Origin of the sequence: Bacteroides cellulosilyticus DSM 14838, from assembly GCF_000158035.1 — a bacterium.
GTDB lineage: Bacteria > Bacteroidota > Bacteroidia > Bacteroidales > Bacteroidaceae > Bacteroides > Bacteroides cellulosilyticus.
The window spans coordinates 17,256-41,939 of record NZ_EQ973490.1 but is presented as its reverse complement, the minus strand read 5'-3'; the positions used below and the strand labels follow the sequence as shown (position 1 = coordinate 41,939).

General features: G+C 41.6%; 15 protein-coding genes and 1 pseudogene. All 16 read left to right on the top strand.

Going from position 1 to position 24,684, the window contains the following annotated elements; translation table 11 throughout:
* Window positions 1–240 (top strand): annotated as a pseudogene (locus BACCELL_RS05260) (glycoside hydrolase family 28 protein); the annotation flags it as partial.
* A gap of 119 nt (window positions 241–359) precedes the next feature.
* Window positions 360–1,817 carry a rhamnulokinase gene (locus tag BACCELL_RS05255; protein WP_007210556.1) on the top strand — a complete coding sequence of 486 codons (1,458 nt, stop codon included), beginning with the start codon at window positions 360–362 and terminating at the stop codon, window positions 1,815–1,817.
* 66 nt (window positions 1,818–1,883) lie between these two features.
* Entirely contained in the window at window positions 1,884–3,137 is a 1,254-nt protein-coding gene (locus BACCELL_RS05250; RefSeq protein ID WP_007210555.1) for an L-rhamnose isomerase, read from the top strand.
* Window positions 3,138–3,236: 99 nt separating this feature from the next.
* Window positions 3,237–4,268, top strand: coding sequence for an L-rhamnose/proton symporter RhaT (rhaT, locus tag BACCELL_RS05245; protein ID WP_007210554.1), 1,032 nt, complete (start codon window positions 3,237–3,239; stop codon window positions 4,266–4,268).
* A gap of 101 nt (window positions 4,269–4,369) precedes the next feature.
* On the top strand, window positions 4,370–5,179 hold the full coding sequence (gene rhaD, locus BACCELL_RS05240; protein ID WP_007210553.1) for a rhamnulose-1-phosphate aldolase: 810 nt from the start codon (window positions 4,370–4,372) through the stop codon (window positions 5,177–5,179).
* A gap of 24 nt (window positions 5,180–5,203) precedes the next feature.
* Window positions 5,204–6,502, top strand: coding sequence for a glycoside hydrolase family 88/105 protein (locus BACCELL_RS05235; protein ID WP_007210552.1), 1,299 nt, complete (start codon window positions 5,204–5,206; stop codon window positions 6,500–6,502).
* Between the two features lie 133 nt (window positions 6,503–6,635).
* Complete coding sequence (locus tag BACCELL_RS05230; RefSeq protein ID WP_007210551.1) at window positions 6,636–7,556, top strand: AraC family transcriptional regulator; 921 nt, start codon at window positions 6,636–6,638, stop codon at window positions 7,554–7,556.
* 234 nt (window positions 7,557–7,790) lie between these two features.
* Window positions 7,791–9,212 carry a glycoside hydrolase family 28 protein gene (locus BACCELL_RS05225; protein WP_007210550.1) on the top strand — a complete coding sequence of 474 codons (1,422 nt, stop codon included), beginning with the start codon at window positions 7,791–7,793 and terminating at the stop codon, window positions 9,210–9,212.
* A gap of 61 nt (window positions 9,213–9,273) precedes the next feature.
* Entirely contained in the window at window positions 9,274–10,671 is a 1,398-nt protein-coding gene (locus BACCELL_RS05220) for a sulfatase-like hydrolase/transferase (RefSeq protein WP_007210549.1), read from the top strand.
* Window positions 10,672–11,003: 332 nt separating this feature from the next.
* Window positions 11,004–14,210 carry a SusC/RagA family TonB-linked outer membrane protein gene (locus BACCELL_RS05215; protein ID WP_007210548.1) on the top strand — a complete coding sequence of 1,069 codons (3,207 nt, stop codon included), beginning with the start codon at window positions 11,004–11,006 and terminating at the stop codon, window positions 14,208–14,210.
* 14 nt (window positions 14,211–14,224) lie between these two features.
* A complete protein-coding gene (locus BACCELL_RS05210) occupies window positions 14,225–16,222 on the top strand; it encodes a RagB/SusD family nutrient uptake outer membrane protein (protein WP_007210547.1) in 1,998 nt (665 codons plus the stop codon).
* Between the two features lie 139 nt (window positions 16,223–16,361).
* Entirely contained in the window at window positions 16,362–17,738 is a 1,377-nt protein-coding gene (locus BACCELL_RS05205; protein ID WP_007210545.1) for a pectate lyase family protein, read from the top strand.
* A gap of 330 nt (window positions 17,739–18,068) precedes the next feature.
* On the top strand, window positions 18,069–20,366 hold the full coding sequence (locus BACCELL_RS05200; protein WP_007210543.1) for a TonB-dependent receptor: 2,298 nt from the start codon (window positions 18,069–18,071) through the stop codon (window positions 20,364–20,366).
* A gap of 48 nt (window positions 20,367–20,414) precedes the next feature.
* Window positions 20,415–21,812, top strand: coding sequence for a DUF4374 domain-containing protein (locus tag BACCELL_RS05195; RefSeq protein WP_007210542.1), 1,398 nt, complete (start codon window positions 20,415–20,417; stop codon window positions 21,810–21,812).
* 93 nt (window positions 21,813–21,905) lie between these two features.
* Window positions 21,906–23,084, top strand: a complete 1,179-nt coding sequence (locus BACCELL_RS05190; RefSeq protein WP_007210541.1) for a PepSY-associated TM helix domain-containing protein — start codon at window positions 21,906–21,908, stop codon at window positions 23,082–23,084.
* Between the two features lie 648 nt (window positions 23,085–23,732).
* Window positions 23,733–23,876 (top strand): hypothetical protein, encoded by a 144-nt coding sequence (locus BACCELL_RS27105; protein ID WP_007210539.1) that lies wholly within the window; start codon window positions 23,733–23,735, stop codon window positions 23,874–23,876.
* The last annotated feature ends 808 nt before the right edge of the window (window positions 23,877–24,684 follow it).

The following is a 24,684-nucleotide window of genomic DNA, read 5'->3' as shown; positions in this document are numbered from 1 at the left end:
CCTTGTTTCCGTAATATTCATGTGAAGAACCTGGTTTGCGCCGGAGCCCGCCGTGCTTTATTCTTCAATGGTATTCCTGAAATGCCGATTGATGGTATTGTGTTGGAAGATATAGATATTACTTCTAAATTGGGGGCTGAATTTATATATAGTAAGAATATCAGTATGAAGAATGTGAATATTCGTAATACGGAAGGAGAAAAGATAGTGACCCGTTATTGTGAAGGAGTGGAGGAGTAATTTGATCTCTGTGCACTCTCTGGTAAGAATATCAGAAACAGCACCTTTTCAATCAAAACTAATACAAAGCATAGGGGAGGTTTCCCCTATTTTTGTATCGTCAAATTATATTTAATATCATGAAACATTGCTTTTTTGCGGTTGATTTGGGAGCTACCAGCGGCCGTACCATATTGGGAACATTTACTCCGCAGGGATTGGAATTGCAGGATGTAAACCGCTTTCCTAACCATCTGATCGAAGTCGGTGGACATTACTACTGGGATATTTACGAATTGTATCGTCACATTTTGGAAGGCTTGAAACTGGCTGCCCACATGGATGATGTACAGATAACTTCTATCGGAATTGATACTTGGGGAGTGGATTTTGTATGCGTAGGTAAAGACGGTGGATTGCTTCGCCAGCCCTATTCTTATCGTGATCCGCATACCATGGGGGCTCCTGAGACATTCTTCGCCCGTGTTCCCCGTAAGCAAGTTTATGGATGGACAGGTATTCAGGTCATGAATTTCAATTCACTTTTTCAATTAGATACCTTACGCCGTAATAAAGATAGTGCACTGGAAGCAGCTGATAAAATACTTTTCATGCCGGACGCACTTAGTTACTTATTGACGGGGGAGATGGTGACAGAATATACCATTGCCACCACTGCGCAACTGGTGAATGCTGAAACGCGTCGTTTGGAACCGGCATTGTTAAAAGAAATCGGTTTGACGGAAGAGCATTTCGGCCGTTTTGTTTATCCGGGCGAAAAGATAGGTGTATTGACTAAAGAAATACAAACGATCACTGGGTTGGGGGCAATTCCGGTGATTGCTGTTGCCGGGCATGATACGGCTTCGGCTGTGGCGGCTGTGCCGGCATTGGATCGTAACTTTGCTTATCTGAGTAGCGGCACATGGTCATTGATGGGGGTAGAGACGGATGCACCGGTTATTAATGAAGAAACCGAAGCTTTAAATTTTACGAATGAGGGCGGTGTTGCCGGAACCATTCGTTTACTCAAGAATATTTGTGGAATGTGGTTACTGGAACGCTGCCGTTGCGATTGGGAAGAAATCTCTTATCCCGAACTGATCGCCGAAGCGGAAGCCAGTGAACCGTTCCGTAGCCTGATAAATCCGGATGATGCTCTGTTTGCCAATCCGATGAATATGGAACAGGCAATCCGTACTTATTGTGCTGACCATCATCAGCCGATACCGGAGACCCGAGGGCAAGTGGTACGGTGTATCTTCGAAAGTCTGGCACTGCGCTATCGTCAGGTGCTGGAGAACCTGCGCGGTCTTTCTCCCCGTCCGGTAGAGGCCCTGCATGTTATCGGAGGAGGCAGCCGTAATGATTTATTGAATCAGTGGACAGCCAATGCAGTAGGTATACCAGTAGTGGCCGGTCCGTCAGAAGCGACAGCAATCGGTAATGTCATGATACAAGCCCTTACAGCGGGTGCGGCGAGTGACGTTGTTTCCATGCGTCAGCTCATCAACCGTTCCATTCCGTTGAAAACCTTCACCCCGGAAAATGTGGAAGTATGGAATGCTGCTTATCTGCACTTCTTGCAGTTAGCCTGATTTACCTTACCGCCTGAATAGAAAATACTTAATACTTAAAACTTTATAATTAAAACTAGTACCATCATGAAAGAAGAATTAATCCAGAGAGCCTATGAATTGGCAAAAGAACGTTATGCGGCTATTGGCGTAGATGTAGAAAAAGCAATGGATGCTTTGCAAAAGATTTCCCTCTCCCTGCACTGTTGGCAGGCAGATGATGTAGCCGGATTTGAAGCGCAGGGTGCGCTGACAGGAGGTATCCAGGCTACCGGAAACTATCCCGGCAAAGCTCGCAATATGGAAGAATTGAGACAAGACGTCTTGAAGGCAGCCAGCTATATTCCTGGAACTCATCGTTTGAATCTGCATGAAATCTATGGTGACTTCGGCGGTAAGTTCGTTGACCGCGACCAGGTGGAGCCGGCTCATTTTGAAAGCTGGATACAATGGGCGGCCGAAAACAATATGAAGCTGGACTTCAACTCTACCTCCTTCTCTCATCCGAAGAGTGGTAATCTTTCACTTGCTAATCCTGATAAAGGAATCCGTGATTTCTGGGTAGAGCACACAAAACGTTGCCGTGCTATTGCCGAGGAAATGGGTAAACGCCAGGGCGATCCTTGTATCATGAACCTGTGGGTGCATGATGGAAGTAAGGATATTACTGTAAACCGTATGTTATATCGCGAGTTACTGAAGGATTCTTTGGATCGTATCTTCGAGGTGGAATACAAGAATATGAAGGACTGTGTGGAATCTAAGGTATTCGGTATTGGTCTGGAGAGTTATACGGTAGGTTCCAACGATTTCTATATCGGTTATGGTGTGAGCCGTAATAAGATTGTTACGTTGGATACAGGTCACTTCCATCCGACAGAAAGCGTTGCCGACAAGTTGTCTTCATTGTTACTGTTTATTCCGGAAATCATGTTGCACGTGAGCCGTCCGGTACGTTGGGATTCTGACCATGTAACGATAATGAATGATGAGACGATGGATCTTTGCAAAGAAATCGTACGTTGTAATGCGTTAGATCGTGTGCATATCGGTTTGGACTATTTTGATGCTTCTATCAATCGTATCGGTGCGTATGTAGTAGGTAGCCGTGCTACACAGAAGTGTGTGTTGCAAGCTCTGTTGGAACCGCTGGATACATTGCGTAAATACGAGGCGAACGATCAACTGTTTGAACGCCTTGCTCTGCTCGAAGAAGGAAAATCTCTGCCTTGGAATGCTGTTTGGGATATGTTCTGTCTGAAGAACGGTGTACCTGTAGGTGAGGAATTCATTACTGAGATACAGAAATACGAAGCAGACGTTACGTCGAAACGTAATTGAGGGATTAATGGTTAGTGACGAGTGTTTAGCGGAGAAAGCTGTATCTTTGTACGGTTCTTTGTGTTAAACACTCATCATTTATCACTAAACGTTATTATCATGAATACACTGATAGGATTGTTGATTATAGCTATCGGGAGCTTCGGACAGAGTAGTTCGTATGTACCCATTAACAAGGTGAAAAACTGGTCGTGGGAGAGTTTCTGGCTTGTACAGGGAATCTTTGCATGGCTTGTTTTCCCATTGTTAGGTGCGTTGCTTGCCATTCCGGCGGGAAGTTCGCTGATTGAACTTTGGGGGGCCGGAGGCGCTTTGTCTGCAATGGTTTACGGCGTTCTGTGGGGCGTGGGTGGACTGACATTCGGTTTGAGTATGCGCTATCTGGGTGTAGCACTCGGACAGAGTATTGCCCTCGGTACGTGCGCCGGTTTCGGAACACTTTTCCCGGCTTTGTTTGCCGGAAAAGACTTGCTTCATGGTGAAGGACTGATGTTGCTCATCGGCGTATGTATCACGTTGGCAGGTATTGCTATTATTGGATATGCCGGTAGTCTTCGTTCCAAGAATATGACGGAAGAGGAGAAACGCGCTGCCGTTAAGGATTTTGCTCTGACAAAGGGGCTGCTTGTGGCTCTGTTGGCAGGTGTGATGAGCGCTTGTTTCGCTCTCGGTCTGGATGCGGGAACACCGATAAAAGAGGCTGCTTTGGCTGGTGGAGTAGAAGCGCTCTATGCCGGATTACCTGTAATTTTCCTGGTAACTCTTGGAGGTTTCTGTACGAATGCCGCTTACTGTATTTGGCAGAATATCAAGAATAAGACGGGTAAGGAATATCTTTCTGTGAAAGGTTCGGTACTGACGAATAATCTGTTGTTCTGTGCGCTTGCAGGCGTGTTGTGGTATTCTCAGTTCTTCGGCCTTGAAATGGGTAAGAGCTTCCTGACAGACAGTCCTGTACTGCTTGCTTTCTCCTGGAGTATCCTGATGTCATTGAACGTAACGTTCAGCAATGTCTGGGGAATTCTGTTGAAGGAATGGAAAGGTGTCAGCAATACTACGATTGCGGTTCTTATTCTGGGGTTGGTAGTTCTGATATCTTCTATTATTGTGGTGGCAATGGCACAAGTGTAATAGTATATATAGCTACGAGTTACGAGTTACAAGTGCCTTTCGGTATGATAGCGCAGCGACTCGTAGCTTGTAGCTCGTAACCCGTAACTTAATTTATTATAATGAAATCAATTCTCGAAAACCGTCCGGCATTGACTTATGCAGTCAATCAAGTGGCAGAGGTTGCCGGATATCTCTGGCAAAAAGGGTGGGCCGAACGTAATGGCGGTAATATCACCCTGAATATTACTGAATTTGTAGACGATGAAATAAAAGCATTGCCTGCCATCAGCGAAGTGAAACAAATCGGTGCTACTCTTCCGTATCTGAAAGATTGCTATTTCTATTGCAAGGGCACCAATAAACGGATGCGCGATCTGGCCCGTTGGCCGATGGAGCACGGTTCTGTAATTCGTATTCTGGATGACTGTGCCAGCTATGTCATCATTGCCGATCATCCGGTGATGCCTACTTCCGAACTTCCTGCCCATCTTAGTGTGCACAATCGCTTGATTGAGAAAGGATCTCCCTATAAAGCTTCATTGCATACCCATCCTATCGAACTGATTGCTATGACGCATTGCAAGAAATTCCTGGAGAAAGATGTGGCTACCAATTTACTTTGGAGTATGATTCCTGAAACAAAGGCTTTCTGTCCGCGTGGTTTAGGCATCATTCCTTACGAACTGCCAAGCTCCGTGAAACTGGCGGAAGCAACTATTGAACAACTTGAAGATTATGACGTGGCTATGTGGGAAAAACATGGTGTTTTTGCTGTAGATGTGGATGTTATGTCTGCTTTCGATCAGGTAGATGTATTGAATAAATCTGCCTTGATTTATATTGCTGCCAAAAACATGGGCTTTGAGCCTGATGGCATGAGTCAGGAGCAAATGCAGGAAATGACTCGCGCATTTAATCTTCCTAAATGATAATCAAGTACTTAAACAAATATCATGAAACGAACATTCTTTTCCCTCGCCCTGCTGTTGGCAGTGGCAACCCTTACCGCCCAAACTAAGATGACGGCAAGAGAAGCTGCCGTAAAGATTGCAGACCGCATTCTTGCCAGCACTACATACGAGTTCAAGAATACGAAGACTGGTGAAATATATAAGTCCGTCAAGAAGTTACCTCTTGATATGGATGTAAAGGTTGCTTGCAAGTATAATAACTGGCACTATACCAATGGGGTAACAAACATGGCTTTGATGGAACTGGGTGATAAGCTCGGTGATAAGAAGTATGAGAAATATGTTTTGAAGAATATGAACTTCGTATTCAACGAAGGTAACCTTGATTTCTTCCGTAAACAATATGATGAAGCTTTTAAGCGGGATGGTTGGAATGCTGTCCGCAAATTGAGTTGGCACATGATCTTCCGTGGCAAACGTCTGGACGATAATGGACCGATGGGAGCCAGTTTGATAGAGTTGCAGTTGAAGTATCCTAATGATTCATTTCTGGGTTACATTAATGAGACTGCCGAACATCTGAATTATGGTGAACCTCGTCTGGTTGATGGTACCATTGCCCGCATCTGGCCACACGTTAATACTATCTGGGCGGACGATGCATTCATGGCAATTTCTTTTTTGGCACGTATGGGTAAGTTGACCGGTGATGAGAAGTATTTCAATGATGCCGTTAATCAGGTGTTGAATTATAATCGCTATCTCTGGTGTCCTGAAAAGCAGATTTATTATCACTGTTATCATACAGACAACAAGGAACATGGAGTAGCTCACTGGAGCCGTGCCAATGGCTGGGTGTTTATGGCACAAGCTGATTTGCTCAGTATGATGCCGAAAGATCATCCGATGCGTGAAGCGGTTATTGAAAATTTCCGTCAGCAAGCCAGTGGTGTAGCACGCTATCAAGGTAAGAACGGACTTTGGCATCAATTGCTGGATAAGGAAGATTCTTATGAAGAAATCACTGGTACCGCTATGTTTGTGTTCGGTATTGCCCGTGGTGTGAAGGAGGGTTGGTTGCATCCGGACTTTATCTATGTGGCTGAACAAGGTTTGAAGGGTATGATGAAAAAAATCTCAGATGATGGTGATGTAACTTCTATTTGTGTAGGAACCGGCATTATGCCTTCTGTGGCATACTATTACAACCGTCCTACCCAGGAGAACGATCCTATGGGGGAAGGCCCTGTACTCCGTGCACTTATCGAGATGATAGATGCACCTAAGTATACAGAAATCAAGGCCGAACAACAATATGATAAGATTGTCGTAAAGAAATAGACTCTTTCTCTTTATTCGTATTTATTAGTCCGCTCCGGTATATTTTTAGAATTAACCCGGAGCGGACATTTTTTTATTCGCAAATAATTTCTATTTTTGCCCTTACCTATCCTATCCTGTAAAAACACGTATTATGACTAAGAACTATAATGATTTAGGGGTTGAATTTAAGTACTTGATTGTAAATGACATGGACCAGAAATTCGGTCTGTGGGTAAATACTGTAGGCTTTCAGTCTATCCAGCCGAATTCTCCCTATCCCTTGAAGGATCACCCTTCTGGTTACTTCTTCAATGCTCAAAAAGGACGTGTTTTACGTGAGTATCAGCTAGTTTACATAACTAAAGGTCGAGGATTATTTACCTCTGAGACCACTCCTGAGAAGCAAGTTTGTAAGGGAAGGCTCATGGTGCTGTTTCCCGGACAGTGGCACACATACCACCCATACCAGCAGACAGGATGGAATGAATACTACATTGGTTTTGAAGGACCGGTCATAGATGATATGTTGAAAGGTGGTTTCCTTTCTAAAGATAATCAAGTATTAGAGGTGGGGTTGAATGAAGAATTAGTTACTCTTTTCTCGCGTGCATTGGAAATTGCTGAAGCTGATAAGATTTCTTCTCAGCAATATCTTTCTGGTATTGTGTTGCATATGATAGGAATGATCCTTTCCATTTCTAAGAATAAGATTTTTGAGGTCGGTGATGTTGATCAAAAGATTGAACAAGCGAAAATCATTATGAATGAAAATGTGTTCAAAGATATTGATCCGGAAGAATTGGCTATGAAACTGAATATTAGCTATTCCTGGTTTCGCAAGGTTTTTAAGGATTATACGGGATATGCACCTGCCAAATATTTTCAGGAATTGAAACTCCGTAAAGCAAAGCAGTTGTTAGTAGGTACATCCCAGTCTGTCAAGGAAATATCTTTTATGCTCGATTATAAATCCACTGAGCATTTCTTCTCTCTTTTCAAAAAACGTACTGGATTTACCCCCTTGGAATATAGATCTTTTGGGCGTGAAACCGGAATTGTGGATGAGGAATAAACTATACTTTTGAAAGATTGAAAGACTCTTCTGACAATAATAGGCGGAGAGAATTTAAGCTAAGATGAGATAATAGATACTTTTTGATTGGACAAAATCAAAAAGAAAAGTATTAGGGTCAAAAGGAATATAATTGTGGTTGTATAATTGTTTACTTTTGTCCTTTACAAGATTTGTTGTTTACTAATTGACCTTTCAATAACGTATAATTTACTTGTTAATCCAATTTATATAATGAAGAATTACTTTATTCTGTTTGCGTTGTCTGTATGGATGACCGGTTTATCCACGAATGCTCATGGCAGAGAAATACCAGATTTCTTTTGGATGAAAAAAGTAGGTGCTATGTCTTATCCGGTACAGCAGGCTGTATATAATGTTACAGACTATGGCGCAAAGGGAGATGCTCTAAGTATGAATACTATGGCTATTCAAAAAGCAATTGATGCTGCAGAACAAGCCGGAGGCGGAATTGTAGTGTTTCATCCAGGCATTTATCTTACCGGTTCTTTATTTGTAGGGAACAATGTAAATCTTCATATTTCAAAAGGAGTTACTCTTATAGGCTCTCAAGATATAGGTGATTATAAGAAGATAGATACGCGCGTTGCAGGAATAGAAATGGAGTGGCCTTCTGCATTGATAAATATCATTGGTAAGAAAAATGCTGCTATTTCTGGTGATGGAGTGATAAATGGGCGTGGCAAGGTGTTTTGGGATAAGTACTGGAATATGCGGGAGGATTATGAGGCAAAGGGATTACGCTGGATTGTGGATTATGATTGTGAACGCCCTCGCGGAATTCTTATTGCCGAATGTGAGAATGTGACTGTACGTGATATTGTATTGTATCAGCCCGGTTTTTGGAGTTTACATATTTTGTATAGTAAGCATATAACAATTGATGGCATTATAATTAGTAATAATATTGAAGGCCATGGTCCAAGTACAGATGGCATTGATATTGATTCATCTGAATATATTCTTGTTCAGAATGCTAATATAAATTGCAATGATGATAATTTCTGTTTGAAAGCTGGACGAGATAGTGACGGGCTTAGGGTGAATCGCCCTTGCCAATATGTAGTGATTCGTGACTGTGTAGCTGGTTCTGGAGGGGGGATGTTTACTTGTGGTAGTGAAACTTCGGGGGGAATTCGTAATATAGTGGCATACCGAATGAAAGGTGTAGGTACAAAATGTGGATTGCGTTTCAAGAGTACTTGTCAGCGTGGTGGAGTGATTGAAGACATTTATTTGTATGACATCGAGATGATAGGGGTTGAACGGCCGTTTGTTGTTGATTTGAATTGGAATCCTGCATATAGTATTTCTAAACTTCCGAAGGGATATGATATGGAGAAAATTCCAGTGTACTGGAGTAAAATGTTAGAATCTGTAAGTTTGGAACAAGGTACTCCTGTCTTTCGGAATGTTACTCTTGATAATGTAACGGCTTCTAATGCAAGAACTTGTATGAATGTAGTTGGAATAGCAAACAGCAAAATCGAAAACTTTATACTTCGTAATGTCTGTATTGAAGGTAATAAAGCTGGAAAAATCATTTGGGCTAAGGAGTGGAAATTGGATGACGTTCAGATTAAAGCTCATGATGAATTGATATTGGAGTATAATGAGAATGTTGATATGCCATAATGTGTGTTGGAGTATAATTTTCGTGAGACAGAATGAAACTGTGAATAAAAAAATGTAGATTATGAATAAGAATAAACTTTTAGGAGGATTTTGTGCCGTAAATATGTTGGTTCTTCCTCAAATAGTGGTTAAGGCCCAGCAGTCAACTGCGGTAAATGATAAAAAAACTAATATAATTTTTATATTGGCGGATGATATGGGCTATTGTGATTTGGCTTGTTATGGGAATAAATATATTGAGACTCCTAATATTGATAAACTGGCAGCAACTGGCACTTCTTTTACTCAGTGTTATGCAGGATCGGGAATAAGTTCTCCTTCTCGTTGTGCATTGATGACGGGGCGGAATACAGGAAACACTACCATTCGTGATAATTTCTGTAATGCAGGAGGTATTGAAGGGATGAAAGGTACAAAGCCTATACGAAGAATGCATTTGTTACCGAATGATACAACAATCGCTACTGTATTAAGTAGTGCTGGCTATCGGACATGTTTGGTAAACAAATGGCATTTGGATGGTTTTAATCCTGAGGCTACCCCTTTGAATCGAGGATTTGATGAGTTTTACGGCTGGCTTATTAGTACGGTTTATTCTAATGATCCATATTACTATCCTTATTGGCGTTTTAATAATGAGAAACTTGAAAATATAAAAGAGAATGAAGGAGACAAACATATAAAACATAATACTGATCTTTCAACGGAAGATGCGATTAAATTTATAAATAGGAACAAGACAAATCCATTCTTTTTATATTTGGCCTATGATGCACCGCATGAACCTTATATTATAGATGAAACGGTTTGGTATGATGATGAAACTTGGGATATGAATACTAAACGGTATGCTGCGCTTATCACACACATGGACCGAGCAATTGGACGCTTGTTGGCAGAACTTGACAGATTGGGATTGCGTGAAAATACAATGATCATTTTTGCTTCAGACAATGGAGCTGCTAAGCAGGCACCATTGGCCGAGTTAGGATGTAAAGGTTCACTGAAGGGTATGAAAGGTCAACTTTATGAAGGAGGAATTCGTGTGCCTTTTATTGTTAATCAGCCAGGTAAAGTTCCGGTTCAGAAATTGAATAATATTATTTATTTCCCGGATGTAATGCCTACATTGGCCGCATTGGCTAATGCTACAGATAAATTGCCTCAAAATTTAAATGGGATAAATGTCTTACCTCTATTCTATGGTAAACAGATGGATACGGATAATCGTTTACTGTACTGGGAGTTTCCCGGAAAACAACGTGCAGCTCGCAGAGGTGACTGGAAAGTTGTTACTATTAAAAAAGATGCCCCTTTAGAATTATATAATATAAAGGAAGACATGACAGAGTCTATGAATTTAGCCGATAAATATCCTGGAGTAATAGCTGAATTTGAAAAGGAAATGGAGAAAATGCATGTGCCTACTCCCAATTGGCCATTACCCGGTGAGTTTTGAGTAACTGTAATGATAGTTTACGAAGAAAGGATGTTCTATTTTGAACATCCTTTTTTAATGGCATTTTTAGGATTGATTTTATATTTAACCTATTAAGAATACTGCAATAAATCCTATTTTTTGTTTGAACTATTAGGTTATTTATTAAGAAAATCAAAAGAGAAAGTGTTTCGGTCAAAAAATACATCTTATAGGCTGGTTTCAAATTATATATTTGCAACCAGAATAATGTGCTCGATAACGGTTGTGCATTTGGTTAGGCTTAAATTTATTTATTAATCAAATTATATTAATAATCTATGAGAATCTTACACAGAAAAATGTGCTTATTAATGCTTCTATTAATAAGCTGTCCTCTAAGCATTTTTGCCCAGAACAAGACGCTTACCGGTACGGTTCGCGATGCGATTGACGTGGTGATCGGTGCTTCTGTTACGGTGAAAGGTGACAAATCTATTGGTACTATTACCGATATGGATGGTAATTTCAAACTCTCTGTACCTGTTTCGGCTAAGGAATTGGTGGTTTCGTTTATTGGTTATGAAGACCAAACTGTTCTTATTGGTAACAAAACCCATTTTGCAGTTACGCTTAAAGAATCTTCAGTAATGTTGGAAGAGGTCGTTGCTATTGGGTATGCGAAGGTGAAACGTAAAGAATTGACTGGTTCTTCTGTTTCTGTTGGTAGCAAGGATTTAGCCATGGCCCCTGTGACTACTGCCGCACAAGCATTAGCGGGTAAGGCAGCTGGTGTGAATATTGTACAGCAAAGTGGAGCTCCAGGTGCTGATATCAATATTACGGTACGTGGTGGTACATCTATTACGCAAGGCACTGAACCGCTTTATATCGTCGATGGTTTTCAGATGGAGAATGGTTTGCAGAATGTGGATATTAATGATATCGAAACTATTGATGTCATGAAGGATGCTTCAGCAACGGCTATCTATGGTGCTCGTGGTTCGAATGGTGTTATATTGATTACGACAAAATCCGGTAAGGCAGGTAAGACGGAAATATCTTATAATGGTTTTGTTAGTTTTGACCGTTTAGGAAAGAAGTTGGATTTAATGGGAGTTGAAGATTACGTAAAGTATCAATATGAATTCCAATTGCTTCGTGGCAATGAAGATAACTTCTCGAATATTTTTGGTGGAGATATTAATTCTGGTGATTTTTATACTGGTGCCTATAGTCGTATTGCTAATGAATACGGTAATCGTGCTGGCATTGATTGGCAGGATGAGGTGTTTGGTAATACAGGTATCACTCAGAATCACAATGTGAATATCAGTGGTGGTAGTGAGAAAACTAAATACATGCTGAGCTACAACTATACGGGTGAAGATGGTATAATGGACAAACATGGTTATCAAAAGAATAGTATTCGTGCCAAAATTAATCATGAATTATGGAAAGGTGTACGTTTTGACTTTTCTTCCAGTTTACAAATGACTAAAGTTGATGGAGGTGGTTCATTGGGAGGAACCTTGAAGCAGACTATTTTACAGCCGGTAACTGGTGGTGTAAAATGGACCAATGAACAACTGTTAGGCTCTGATTTAGCGGATCTTTTCTCTGAAATGTATGGCGGAGACAATTATGATGCAAATAATCCGATTATTAATAATCAATCTATTACTAACGAGAAATATACCCGTATGGCTACGGTGAATGCCGGGCTGGAAATAGATATATTGAAGGATTTAACTTTCCGTACTTCTGGAAGTTATATGTGGCAGCAAGTTCGTCATGATTATTGGGATAATGGTAATACTAAGACAGCTTCTTCCAATCAAAGTCCTTATGGTTATGGTTATCGTAACAATAGTGAAAAGTTCTCATGGCAGATTACAAATACATTAAATTATGCATTTAATGTGAAAGAAGCTCATCGTTTTAATGTCTTGCTTGGTCAAGAAACTTGGTATCAAGAGTCTATGAATTTGGATAACGAATATCGCAAATTCTCAGATGGTAACTTTGGATTGAATGATGTCAGTATGGGTACTCCGCAAACGTGGAAGTCGGGAAAAAGTCGGATAGGTCTTGTTTCTCTTTTTGGTCGTCTTTCTTACAATTATAGTGACCGTTATTTATTTACGGGAACATTACGTGCCGATGGTTCTTCTAAGTTTGCCCGTGGTCAACAGTGGGGTTATTTCCCTTCAGCGTCTGCGGCGTGGCGTATCTCTGAAGAAGGCTTCATGAAGGATTTTGATTTCTTTCAGAATCTGAAACTGCGTGTAGGTTATGGAACTTCGGGTAATAATAATGTTGATAACAATATGTATGCTACAGATTATGGATCGGGGCATTATGGCTATAATGGTAGCGATTACATTACACTTGTACCCGGTACAACACTTGGAAACAAAAAATTGAAGTGGGAAAAAACCACCACCACCAATATAGGTTTGGATGTATCAATATTTAATAGCCGTGTCAATCTGTCTGTAGATTGGTATAATAATGAGTCTTCCAATCTGTTGATTAAGAATAAGATACCAACTTCTACCGGTTATACTCATCAATTTCAGAATATTGGTTCCATTCGTAATCGCGGTGTGGAATTAGTTTTGAATACAACTAATATCCGTACGAAGGATTTCAGTTGGACAATGGATTTCAATATAGCTTTTAACCGTTCAAAGGTATTGGATATTTATGGAGATGGTGAAACTGATAACTTCATAGCAGAATATGAATCTCGTATGGGTTTCAAGATTGAAGAGGGAAAACCATTAGGACAATTTTTTGGTTTGATTTATGATGGTATCTATACGACAGATGATTTTGTTCAGAATGCTGACGGTGGCTATACTTTGAAGGATGGTATTCCTTATTTGAAAGGTTCTAATCGTGAAAATGTAAAACCAGGTGATGCTAAATATAGGCCGACGGCTGGTGAAGTAGATGCAGATGGAAATCCGGTATGGGGAACTAATGACCGTACTGTAATAGGAAATGCAGCCCCTGATTTTATCGGAGGTTGGAACAATACCTTTACTTACAAAGGATTTGATTTGACTATTTTCATGAACTTTGTTGTAGGCAATGATGTGTTCAGCATGAGTACGCAACGTTTTATTGGTCCGTACTTGGCTAACCAAAATACGCTTGAAAAAATGAAGAATCGTTTCACATTGATTGATCCATCAACAGGTAAGGAAAGTACTGATTTAGCACGTTTGGCTACTCTAAACCCACATCAATATAGTGGTGATGCTTTATGGAATATTTCAGGTAATAACAAAACTGCTATTAGTGAACGTAGTAGTTACTATTTGGAAGATGGGTCTTACTTGCGCTTGAATACTATTACTTTAGGTTACACTTTACCGAAGAAATTAGTACAACGTGCCAAAATCAGTAATGCCCGCGTATATTGTACTCTAAATAACATTCATACTTTTACTGGCTATACGGGGTATGATCCTGAAGTATCTGCATCAAGCAGTGCCTTGACACCAGGTATAGATAACTCATCTTATCCACGTTCTAAGAGTTGGGTAGTAGGCGTAAATTTAACATTCTAAATTAGACAATTAATATGAAAAAGATAATGAATATTTTAGGTATATCTGCTGCCATGTTGTTGGTTTTCACTTCCTGTGAAGATTGGCTTGATATGCCTTCCGAATCAAAAGCGGATAGTTCTACTGTTTTTGAAACAGTAGGAAGAGCGGAGATGACCGTGATGGGTGGTTATTCATGGTTGCACACACAAGAACTGGGCTATCAATTATTGATGGGTACGGATGAATCCGCCTCTACGGAGTCCAATTCTAAATATAATGTGGCCAACTATGATTATACTAATACTTCCAGTATGTTGAGTTCTACTTATACAAATATGTATAAGGCCATCGAATATGCTAATGTTTGTATTAAGAATCTTCCGGAAATGAATGTTAGTGATGGTGAGAAGAAGAAAGTGGATGCACTACTGGGAGAAGCTTTGGCGATAAGGGCCTATGCATATTGGAACATAGTTCGTTTTTATGGTGATGTACCTTATACTAATATACCTACAGTAGATTTGACTACATTCTCTTCTTCGCGTGTCAGTCGTGATACTATTTATGATCATTGTATTGGAGATTTGAAACGTGCAATTGAATTGCTCCCTTGGAAAAGTGAAGGCATGGTTGCTACCCCCGAGCGTTTCACGAAAAATTCAGCTTATGGAATTTTGGCTCGTGTAGCTCTTTACGCTGCCGGTTACTCCTTACGTTGGGATTTGAATACAGTACCCTATAATCAGAGTAGTTTGAAAATTGCACAACGTAGTGATGCGGCTCGTATAAAAGAACTCTATCAAATAGCTGCGGATGCTTGTAAAGCTGTGATAACTAAAGGAGAAAATCGACTCTTGGATGATTATGATCAAATTTTCAGAGATTTGGGAAATCAGCAGTATAATGATGAAACTATGTTTGAGTACGGTTGGTACAGTACTAATGGTCAGGATGTTCGTACTGGTTATACAAATGGTATTCCTACAAGTGGTACGGATAATGAAGGTTTAGGAAAAGGCGGTAGCCAGATGATAGCTATGCCGACCTTCTATTTTGAATTTGAAGAAGACGACCAGCGGCGTGATGTTTCTGTTTGTAATTATGGTCTTAAGTTATCTACTGGCAACAATGCTTATCAAATGAATACTTTTGCCGGTATGGGTGTGGGGAAATATCGTATTAACTGGAAAAAGGTCAGAGGTTCTTCTGATAGTAAACGTGATTTCAATTGGCCGATATTGCGCTACTCTGATGTCTTGCTGATGTATGCTGAGGCTTTGAATGAGTTGAATAATGGTGCTACTCCTGAAGCTGAAAAAGCAGTGGAAGATGTTCGCCTGCGTGCATTCAATAATGATGCCTCCAAAGTTGGTACAATTCCTTCCGGTTATGAAGAATTCAAAAACTTTATTATACAGGAACGCAAACTGGAATTGTCTAATGAGGGACTGCGTAAGAGCGATTTAGCTCGTTGGGGGATATTGGTTGATTATCTGACAACAGAAAAAGAAAAGTTGGTTCAATTGGCCAAGCGTGAAGGAAGATATGCAAATGTTGATGTATATCGTGCTTATAAGTTGGCTTCAACCCCATCTTTTGCAGATCCGACAATAGCTTTACCTTACATCTCAATAACTGAACAGGATTTGGTGGATATGGGACTCTCTGAGACTGAACTAACAACAATGCATACATTAAATTCCGGTTCCAAAGGTGCAATAAAAAGAAAGTTCTTTGAGGCTGATGGGAAAGTTTATTTTAAGAGCGAAGATGTGCCGGCTGACGCAAAGAAAGTAGAAGAAGTGGAATATACAATTCTGAATATGTTCAGCATTAATTCCATAAAACAAAAAGGAAATCTTTGTGTGGAAGATGTTGAAGGTCTTTCTTCTAATAATGCATGGATTACAGGTAAGACTGGTGTATTCTATGGTATGAAGAAGAATATGGTAGAAATATTACCGTTTAATACTACGAACATAATCGATGTGAATCCGGGGCTTGCCGGTCAGCAGCATCCGTCTTATTGATAGGTAAGTTTTTCTTGATGGTAAAAGGGGAAGGCGGGCGCATAATTAGGATGCACCGCCTTTTTCTTATCATTTTGAGAGGAAAAATATTCTATTTGTTCATTAGAGGAAACAATAACCTGATTAAAATACATTGATCATGAAAAAGATTATTCTTGTAGCCTGTTTGTTAGGGGCGGTTTCTTGCATACAAGCGCAACAAATCGCTTTTCCGGGTGCCGAAGGATATGGGAAATGGACTACCGGCGGACGTGGTGGGCGTGTGTTGACTGTGACAAATCTGAATGATAGTGGTGAAGGTAGTTTTCGCGATGCGGTGGAGCAAATGGGGCCTCGTATAGTGGTCTTTGCTGTAGATGGTACCATTGAGCTGAAATCTCCACTTCGTGTAAATAATGATAGTATTACTATTGCAGGACAATCTGCTCCGGGAGATGGTATTTGTTTGAAAGATTATCCGTTGGTAGTGAATGCAAGCAATGTTATTATCCGTTATATTCGTGTACGTGTTGGCGACCTGAACAATTTGGATAGTGATGGTTTAGGAGGAGGACGTTATGGACAGAAGAATGTAATTCTTGACCATCTCTCCGTAAGTTGGAGTATTGACGAATGTCTTTCTATTTACAAGACTGAGAATCTCACAGTACAATGGTGCCTGGTTACCCATAGTCTGAACACTTCGGTACATACTAAAGGGAGTCATGGCTTTGGTGGTATTTGGGGAGGGTATAAGGCTACTTTCCATCACAATCTGTTGGCAAATCATGCAAGTCGTAATCCCCGTTTTGCTTCTGTGGATGGTACTAAATGGGTGGATTACCGGAATAACGTGGTGTATAACTGGGGTTTTAAGACAGCTTATGGAGGTGGACATCATGCCGAGATCAATATGGTGAATAACTATTATAAACCAGGGCCTGCTTCACAGCATCATCGTCTGCTTGATGTGGCGGAAGATGGTACCGGGCGCTATTATGTGGCCGGCAACGTGATGGAGGGGGATGATGCTGTGACATGTGATAACCATAGTGCCGTAGCGGATCGTCCTGGAAAATGTTATATACCCGGCAATAAGAGTGCCGGGCCGAACTCCGGTATCTCTATCGAAGCTATCCCGGTTCCGGGTGAAGAGTGTGCATCCTGTCTAACCGACTCTCCCTTTCCATGTGAACCTATTCATGAAGATACACCTGTTATAGCATATCAACGGGTTCTGGAGTCTGTGGGTTGCAGCTTTGCTCAAGATACCTATGATCGTGAAGTATTACTTCAGGTAAAGAAAGGGATTGGCACATTCGGCACAAACGGTATTATCGACTCACAGAAGGATGTGGGCGGATGGCCTGTTCTGAAAGTAGGGAAAGCATTGAAGGACAGTGACGGGGATGGTATGCCTGATGTGTGGGAAAGTAAGCATGGATTAAATCCTCACAATGCTTTGGATGCATCTGATTATACGTTAGATGTAAATTATACTAATGTTGAGGTTTATCTAAATGGTTTAGTTCAGTAAGTTGAGAACTGCTGATGAAGGTTAGTGGATGAAGAGGTGGATGCTCATTATGAGTATGCCGCCTCTTTTTTGTAAAGAACTATGCTGAAATCCTTTTGTGTTAATGCAATATACCTATTAATAGCGATTGCGGCGTATACTCCTATCGAATATTCCTGTAAGATATTTACCTGCATATAGCGATTGTTTTGCCTCCCTTTTATAAAGACCTTTGCAGCGATTTATTAATCGTATAAAACTCTTTGTAAATTGAAAGCAAATATAATAAAACTCTCCGTTCTCGTTGTCTTGTTAATTTCTTCATTATCTGTCTTTTCACAAGACAAAGCAATGATCTCCGGTAAGATACTGTCTACTGAGAAGGAAATCGTTGATTTTGCGACTGTCTACCTGAAGGGTACCAGTTATGGTGGAACTACCAATCAGGAAGGTATTTACCATATAAAAGCACCCGCTGGTAACTATACATTGATCGTGTCTGCCATCGGCTATAAAACAGTGGAGAAACAAGTGAAGCTGATTGCAGGGGAGCGTGTGAAACAGAACCTCACGATTACTCCCGAGACACAGCAGTTGGACGAAGTGACCATTGTTTCTACAGGGGTGACCCGTTTGAAGAGATCAGCCTTTAATGCAGTGGCTGTCGATACGAAAGAGTTACAGAACACTACTAAGAATCTGAGTGACGCCTTAACCAAGGCACCGGGTATGAAACTTCGTGAATCGGGTGGTGTGGGTTCGGATATGCAACTCATGCTGGATGGATTCAGTGGAAAGCACGTCAAAGTATTCATTGACGGTGTACCGCAGGAAGGCGTAGGAAATTCTTTCGGACTGAACAATATTCCTGTGAACTTTGCCGACCGGATTGAGGTCTATAAAGGAGTGGTACCTGTGGGATTCGGTACCGATGCTATCGGTGGGGTTATCAATATTGTAACTAACAAGAAACGTCGCCGCTGGTTTCTGGATGCCTCCTATTCTTATGGCTCATTTAATACACATAAATCATACGTCAACTTCGGACAAACCTTTAAGAATGGTTTAACTTATGAAATCAATGCTTTCCAGAATTATTCGGATAACGACTATCATGTAGAGGCACCGGTAGAAGATTTCGAAACCGGCAGAATTGACAGGGATAAGAAGGTGCGCGTAAAGCGCTTCAACGATACGTACCATAACGAAGCCATTATCGGAAAGATTGGTTTTGTAGATAAGGAATGGGCGGATCGTCTGTTGCTGGGTTTCACCTATTCGCACATGTATAAGGATATACAGACCGGTGTCCGTCAGGAAATCGTATACGGTCAGAAGCATCGTAAAGGTCATTCACTGATGCCTTCATTGGAATATAGCAAGCGTGACCTGCTCACCAAAGGTCTGGATGTGGCACTGACCGTCAATTACAATAAGAATGAAACCACTAATGTGGATACTGCCTCATACAAGTACAATTGGTATGGGCAGAAGGCGCTGATGAACTCTCCCGGTGAACAGTCTTATCAATATTCACGGGCGGACAATAACAATTGGAATGGTACGCTGACTGTGAACTACCGCATCAATAGGGTACAGATGCTGACTTTCAATCATGTATTGAATGCTTTCCACCGTTCTAACACCTCGCTGCTTGCCAAGGAAGAGCAAAAAGAGGCTATCGCCAAGGAAACACGCAAGAATATTTCCGGCCTGTCCTATCGCCTGATGCCGTCTGAAAACTGGAACTTCTCCGTATTCGGCAAATATTACCACCAGTTTGTAGGAGGGCCGATGGCTACATCCAGTAATCAGAGTGAGTATGTGCGCACTACTCGCGATGTGAGCTCCATGGGTTATGGTGCAGCCGGAACCTATTTCATATTGCCCGGTCTTCAGGCCAAATTGTCCTATGAGAAAGCCTATCGACTGCCTACTATTGAAGAAATGTTCGGTGATGAAGACCTGGAAATGGGAGATATCGGCATCAAGCCTGAGAATAGCGACAACTTGAACCTTACCCTCAGCTATACCCGGACATTCGGGAAACACTCCGTATATGTGGAAGGAGGCTTGATATACCGTAATACAAAAGACTATATTCAGCGTAACATTGCCGACCTGAGTGGAGGTAAATCAGCTGCTACCTATATAAATTATGGTAAGGTGTTGACGAAAGGCTTTAATGTTTCCGCCCGATATGGTTTCGGAAGATGGCTGAGTGTTGGAGGAAACTTTACGCAGATGAACGTGCGTGACAACATGAAGACCTCGATCTCCAGCAGTGCGGCCAATCTTGCCTATAAAGAGCGTATGCCCAATCTGCCGTATATGTTTGCCGATTCGGATGTGACGTTCTATTGGCGCAACCTTTGGAAGAAAGGTAATACGCTGACGGTTTCCTATGACAACCAGTATCTGCATAGTTTTACTTATTATTCATCTAATATCGGATCGAATAAGAACGATTATGTGGTGCCTAATCAGTTCTCGCACAATCTGGCGCTTTCTTATAGTCTGCGCAACGGACGGTATAATTTGTCGTTTGAGTGCCGCAATTTTACGAACGAGAAACTGTATGACAATTTCAGTCTTCAGAAGCCCGGGCGGGCATTCTACGGGAAAGTGCGTGTGTATTTTGGTAATTAAAGATTCATAGATTATATAGTTTAGATTAAAATTAAAGGTAAAAGTAAGATGAAGAAGAATAACTTTTTGACTGGATTTTTTGCAACAGCAATAACCGGACTGGCGCTGACAGCATGTACTGACAATGAGCCGAGCCTTGGTGGTGGCACCGAAGGTAGAGGTGAGTATGTGATAGCATCCTCAGTGACAGCTTCGGGAAATACTACGAACGTTCTGCTGACTTCCGAAACATTGGATAAAGGAACGGTTTCCGCCATAAACAATGGCCTTGTGAATGACGGTGCGTCACAGTGGATATTTTATAAAGATCAATATCTGTATGGTTTGACCTACAATCAAGGTAATGCCGGTACTACCCGTTCATTCGTCATGAATTCAAATTATGAAATGGTGGCACGGTCGGGCGAGTATGCAGTGAAGCGGTTCACCAGCTATGGTATTTACGGGGGATATATCATCACTTCTTCTACAGGTGACGGATATACGGGGTATGCCGATGATAACGGTTACTTACCTAAAACATTCCTGCTTTCTTATCTGGATGTAGAGGCCGAAACTTATAAGACCAATGACACTCAAAATAAGGCCTATCTCTCAGAGAATTTCCTGGGAAATGGTGAGTTTGTGACGCTGGCTGGTATTTTGCAACACGGCAACAAGATTTATAGCGCAGCTGTTCCGATGGGGCTGAGCCAGTACGGCGCAGCGTATAATAATGGCGAATGGGTGTTACCGGGTAATCAAGACCTGATAAAAAAGGAAGACGGTGGCTCAAACAGTAGCAGCTATAAAAAAGGAGAGTTGCAATGGACGCAATATCCGAATGAATGTTGGGTAGCTATCTTCGATGATGAGACTCTTACCAGCAAGAAACTGATCAGTACAGATAAAATCAGCTATGCTTGCGGACGCAATAAATCTCAGTATTACCAGACAATCTGGGAAGCAGACAACGGTGATATCTACGTTTTCTCTCCCAGTTTTGCAAAGACGATGGATGATGTGCGCCAACAGACTACTTTGCCTGCCGGTGTAGTACGTATTCCTAACGGCACGGAAGACTTTGATGATTACTATTGTGATCTGGAAGCTCAAAGTGGCGGAAAATCTTTCCTCCGTTGCTGGCACATTACGGGTGACTACTTCCTGATGTTGATGTATGACCGTCCTTTGACTGAAGAAGATTTTACTGCGAATCAACTGGCCATCTTCAAGGCAGGCGACAAGAAGCTGACTTATGTAACCGGCTTGCCTGAGACTAATTTGATTTCCGGTTTCGGCAACGCGCCTTATACCGAAAATGGCAATGTTTATCTGACTGTAACGACAACCGAGGGTTATCCTGCCATCTACAAGATCAATCCGTCGAGCGCCACTGCAACGAAGGGAGTTACCATTGAAGCTACTCAGATCAGCGGTGTGGGTCGGTTGACACCTACTAAATAAGTGCAAAACCATTCATTGATTATAATTAGGGATAAAGAGCCTGCTGGTATGTGCCGGCCAGGCTCTTTTTTACGAACTTCATAAATTGACATAATGAGAAAGATATTCCGTAATATACACTTGTGGCTTTCCGTTCCTTTCGGGATACTGATTACGTTGATCTGCTTTTCGGGTGCAGCACTGGTATTCGAGAAAGAGGTGATGGAACTTTGCCATCGTGAGCTCTACTTTGTGAAAAAGGTTGAGGCTGCTCCGCTACCCATGGAGCAATTGATGACTAAAGTGGCGGCAACCTTGCCCGATAGCGTGTCAGTGACCGGCGTTAATATTTCGTCTGATCCTGAACGGGCTTACCAAGTCACGCTTTCCAAACCTCGTCGTGCATCTATGTATGTGGATCAGTATACGGGTGAGATTACGGGGAAGTATGAACGGGCGCCCTTTTTCAACTTTATGTTCCGGATGCACCGTTGGTTGCTGGACAGCATGAAGCAGGATGGCGGCATCTTCTGGGGGAAGATGATTGTCGGCACCAGTACGTTGATGTTCGTGTTTGTACTGATATCAGGTGTAGTCGTCTGGTGGCCGCGTACGCGCAAGGCATTGAAGAACAGTCTGAAGATTGTAGCGAATAAAGGTTGGCGTCGCTTTTGGTACGACTTGCATGTAGCGGGCGGAATGTATGCACTTGTATTCTTGCTGGCTATGGCTCTTACAGGATTGACGTGGTCTTTCCAGTGGTACAGGACAGGATTTTATAAAACCTTTGGCGTGGAAGTGCAGCCCAGTATGGGACACGGCAACGCGGCAGCCAATGCGACCGCCAAAGGCGGTAAGCGGGACGGTAAACCGGAGGGTAGGGAAGGCCGTGGCGCACACAGGTATTCTCCTTATACTAATTGGCAACAGGTATATGAACAGTTGGCCGAGGCAAATCCAGACTACAAGCAGATTAGTGTTTCCGACGGTTCTGCCAGTGTTGCTGTCCCCCGTTTCGGTAACCAACGGGGAACAGACCGTTATAAGTTCAATCCCCGTAATGGCGAGATTACCGAAACTACTCTCTATAAGGACCTGGATAACTCCGGCAAAATCCGTGGCTGGATTTACTCCGTGCATGTGGGCAGTTGGGGCGGTATGCTGACGCGGATACTGACTTTCGCTGCAGCATTGATAGGCGCAAGTCTTCCGCTGACCGGATATTACCTGTGGATACGTAAGAAGATAAAACGGAGACCGGCATCTCCTAAGTTCCTTTCTGTGGAAGATTAGCGTATTTTTCTGCAAAGGTTTATTCTTTCCACCACGGTGGAAAGAATAAATAGATACTACATTTTTCCCTAACAGTCGTAAAGGAAAGAGATAAAAGTGCCGGTTCGGCAGCTTAACTCCCGTGTATCCTCTCTTTTTAGCGAAGTATAGTTGTTTTTCCAGCGATATATATCGGATAGTTTTTGGTATTTCTTTTCGGTTATGAGCTAAATGATAATTCCAATATTAAGTAAATAGAGTATCTCAATTCCCCTCCTCCAACTGGAGGAGAATTAAGATAGCATTACTTGACCATTTGACTCATTTCTGTACCTGTTATGAACTATCACTCTGCATCCACTATTTTTCCGTAAAAAGTTCTTTCCGTTCTTTCAGGCCTCACGGAATCCCCTGTTCATCGACGTTACGGCTGAAACTTCCCGCCTTATAGTAGTTTCAGGTATCTTTCAGCTGAAATGCCGATGAACAGGGCGTTTGGAAAAAACTGAAAGACTGCAGGAAGAAAAAATACTTATTGAATAACATCTGAAAACAAGCGGTGTTATGATCCAGAATAAGCAATGCAATGAATGATTACATTGCTTGTTCTTATCTACAACAAGCAATGTAATTTCAGGCAAGTCCGATTCATGTAAAAGTGAGTAATATATGCACACGAATACTCTTTTTACACAAGGAAATTCATTGCTGATTATCAATATGTTACAAACTCCCAATTTCTTGTCGACAAGAAGTTGGGAGTTTGTCGACAGGAAGTTAACTTCTTGTCAGCAAACTCCTAACTTCCTGTAAAAGGAGAAACTGCAGATTTTTCGGTTTTCTTACACTGCATGAACCTCGTGGTTGACAGGATGAATAGGGATTACGCGGATAGCCTCCCTCCCCCATGAACTCTACAGAAACGATACATTTATTAGGAGAATAATCCTTGGAAAGGGCTACATACCGCCGTTTATGCGGGGGAAAAAAGCTAAAAATACCGGATTACGGGCCTATACGGCATCTACGCCAAATGCGGAATATCTTATTGTGTTATAGCAAGTTAATCTGTAGGAATAAAATTTTGAGCGTGAGGGTAGGGAACTTACCCCCACGCCCAAAATTTACTCTCACTCACACTTAATATTTTGTTTATCAACTGCTTATTTCAAAAGTGAGAGTAGTGAGAGTAAATCACATCAACTTTTATTTAAGGGGGCTTTGATATATAAGTAACCGGAATGCCACATCTCAGTAACCAGAATGCCACACTTAAACGTCCGGAATGCCATACTTCGCACTTCTTCAAGTGTGGTATTTAAGGCACTCAGATGTGGCATTTCATACGTTTAAGTGTGGCATTTGGAGAACTGTTTTTCGAGGATATAGGAACATCTGTATTAGAAAGGCTGAACACTTTTCTTTCATCCCGCTCTTTTAGCATCTATATATCGGTGGTATTGGATATATAGATACTGCATGTCCGATATATAGATGCGACATGTTCGATATATAGATGCTGCGCGTCCGATGTATATAGCTAATATCCAGAATATGAGCTGAATTTCTGTTGGTTATGTTTTGTGCACTTTTGTAGGGTTATGAATTAATTCACCACAGA

Coding starts and splice junctions, on each gene's coding strand:
- BACCELL_RS05200 (WP_007210543.1), top strand. CDS start 18,069: ATGATCTCCGGTAAGATACTGTCTACTGAGAAGGAAATCGTTGATTTT.
- BACCELL_RS05190 (WP_007210541.1), top strand. CDS start 21,906: ATGAGAAAGATATTCCGTAATATACACTTGTGGCTTTCCGTTCCTTTC.
- BACCELL_RS05255 (WP_007210556.1), top strand. CDS start 360: ATGAAACATTGCTTTTTTGCGGTTGATTTGGGAGCTACCAGCGGCCGT.
- rhaT (WP_007210554.1), top strand. CDS start 3,237: ATGAATACACTGATAGGATTGTTGATTATAGCTATCGGGAGCTTCGGA.
- BACCELL_RS05250 (WP_007210555.1), top strand. CDS start 1,884: ATGAAAGAAGAATTAATCCAGAGAGCCTATGAATTGGCAAAAGAACGT.
- BACCELL_RS27105 (WP_007210539.1), top strand. CDS start 23,733: ATGCACACGAATACTCTTTTTACACAAGGAAATTCATTGCTGATTATC.
- BACCELL_RS05210 (WP_007210547.1), top strand. CDS start 14,225: ATGAAAAAGATAATGAATATTTTAGGTATATCTGCTGCCATGTTGTTG.
- rhaD (WP_007210553.1), top strand. CDS start 4,370: ATGAAATCAATTCTCGAAAACCGTCCGGCATTGACTTATGCAGTCAAT.
- BACCELL_RS05225 (WP_007210550.1), top strand. CDS start 7,791: ATGAAGAATTACTTTATTCTGTTTGCGTTGTCTGTATGGATGACCGGT.
- BACCELL_RS05230 (WP_007210551.1), top strand. CDS start 6,636: ATGACTAAGAACTATAATGATTTAGGGGTTGAATTTAAGTACTTGATT.
- BACCELL_RS05205 (WP_007210545.1), top strand. CDS start 16,362: ATGAAAAAGATTATTCTTGTAGCCTGTTTGTTAGGGGCGGTTTCTTGC.
- BACCELL_RS05195 (WP_007210542.1), top strand. CDS start 20,415: ATGAAGAAGAATAACTTTTTGACTGGATTTTTTGCAACAGCAATAACC.
- BACCELL_RS05235 (WP_007210552.1), top strand. CDS start 5,204: ATGAAACGAACATTCTTTTCCCTCGCCCTGCTGTTGGCAGTGGCAACC.
- BACCELL_RS05215 (WP_007210548.1), top strand. CDS start 11,004: ATGCTTCTATTAATAAGCTGTCCTCTAAGCATTTTTGCCCAGAACAAG.
- BACCELL_RS05220 (WP_007210549.1), top strand. CDS start 9,274: ATGAATAAGAATAAACTTTTAGGAGGATTTTGTGCCGTAAATATGTTG.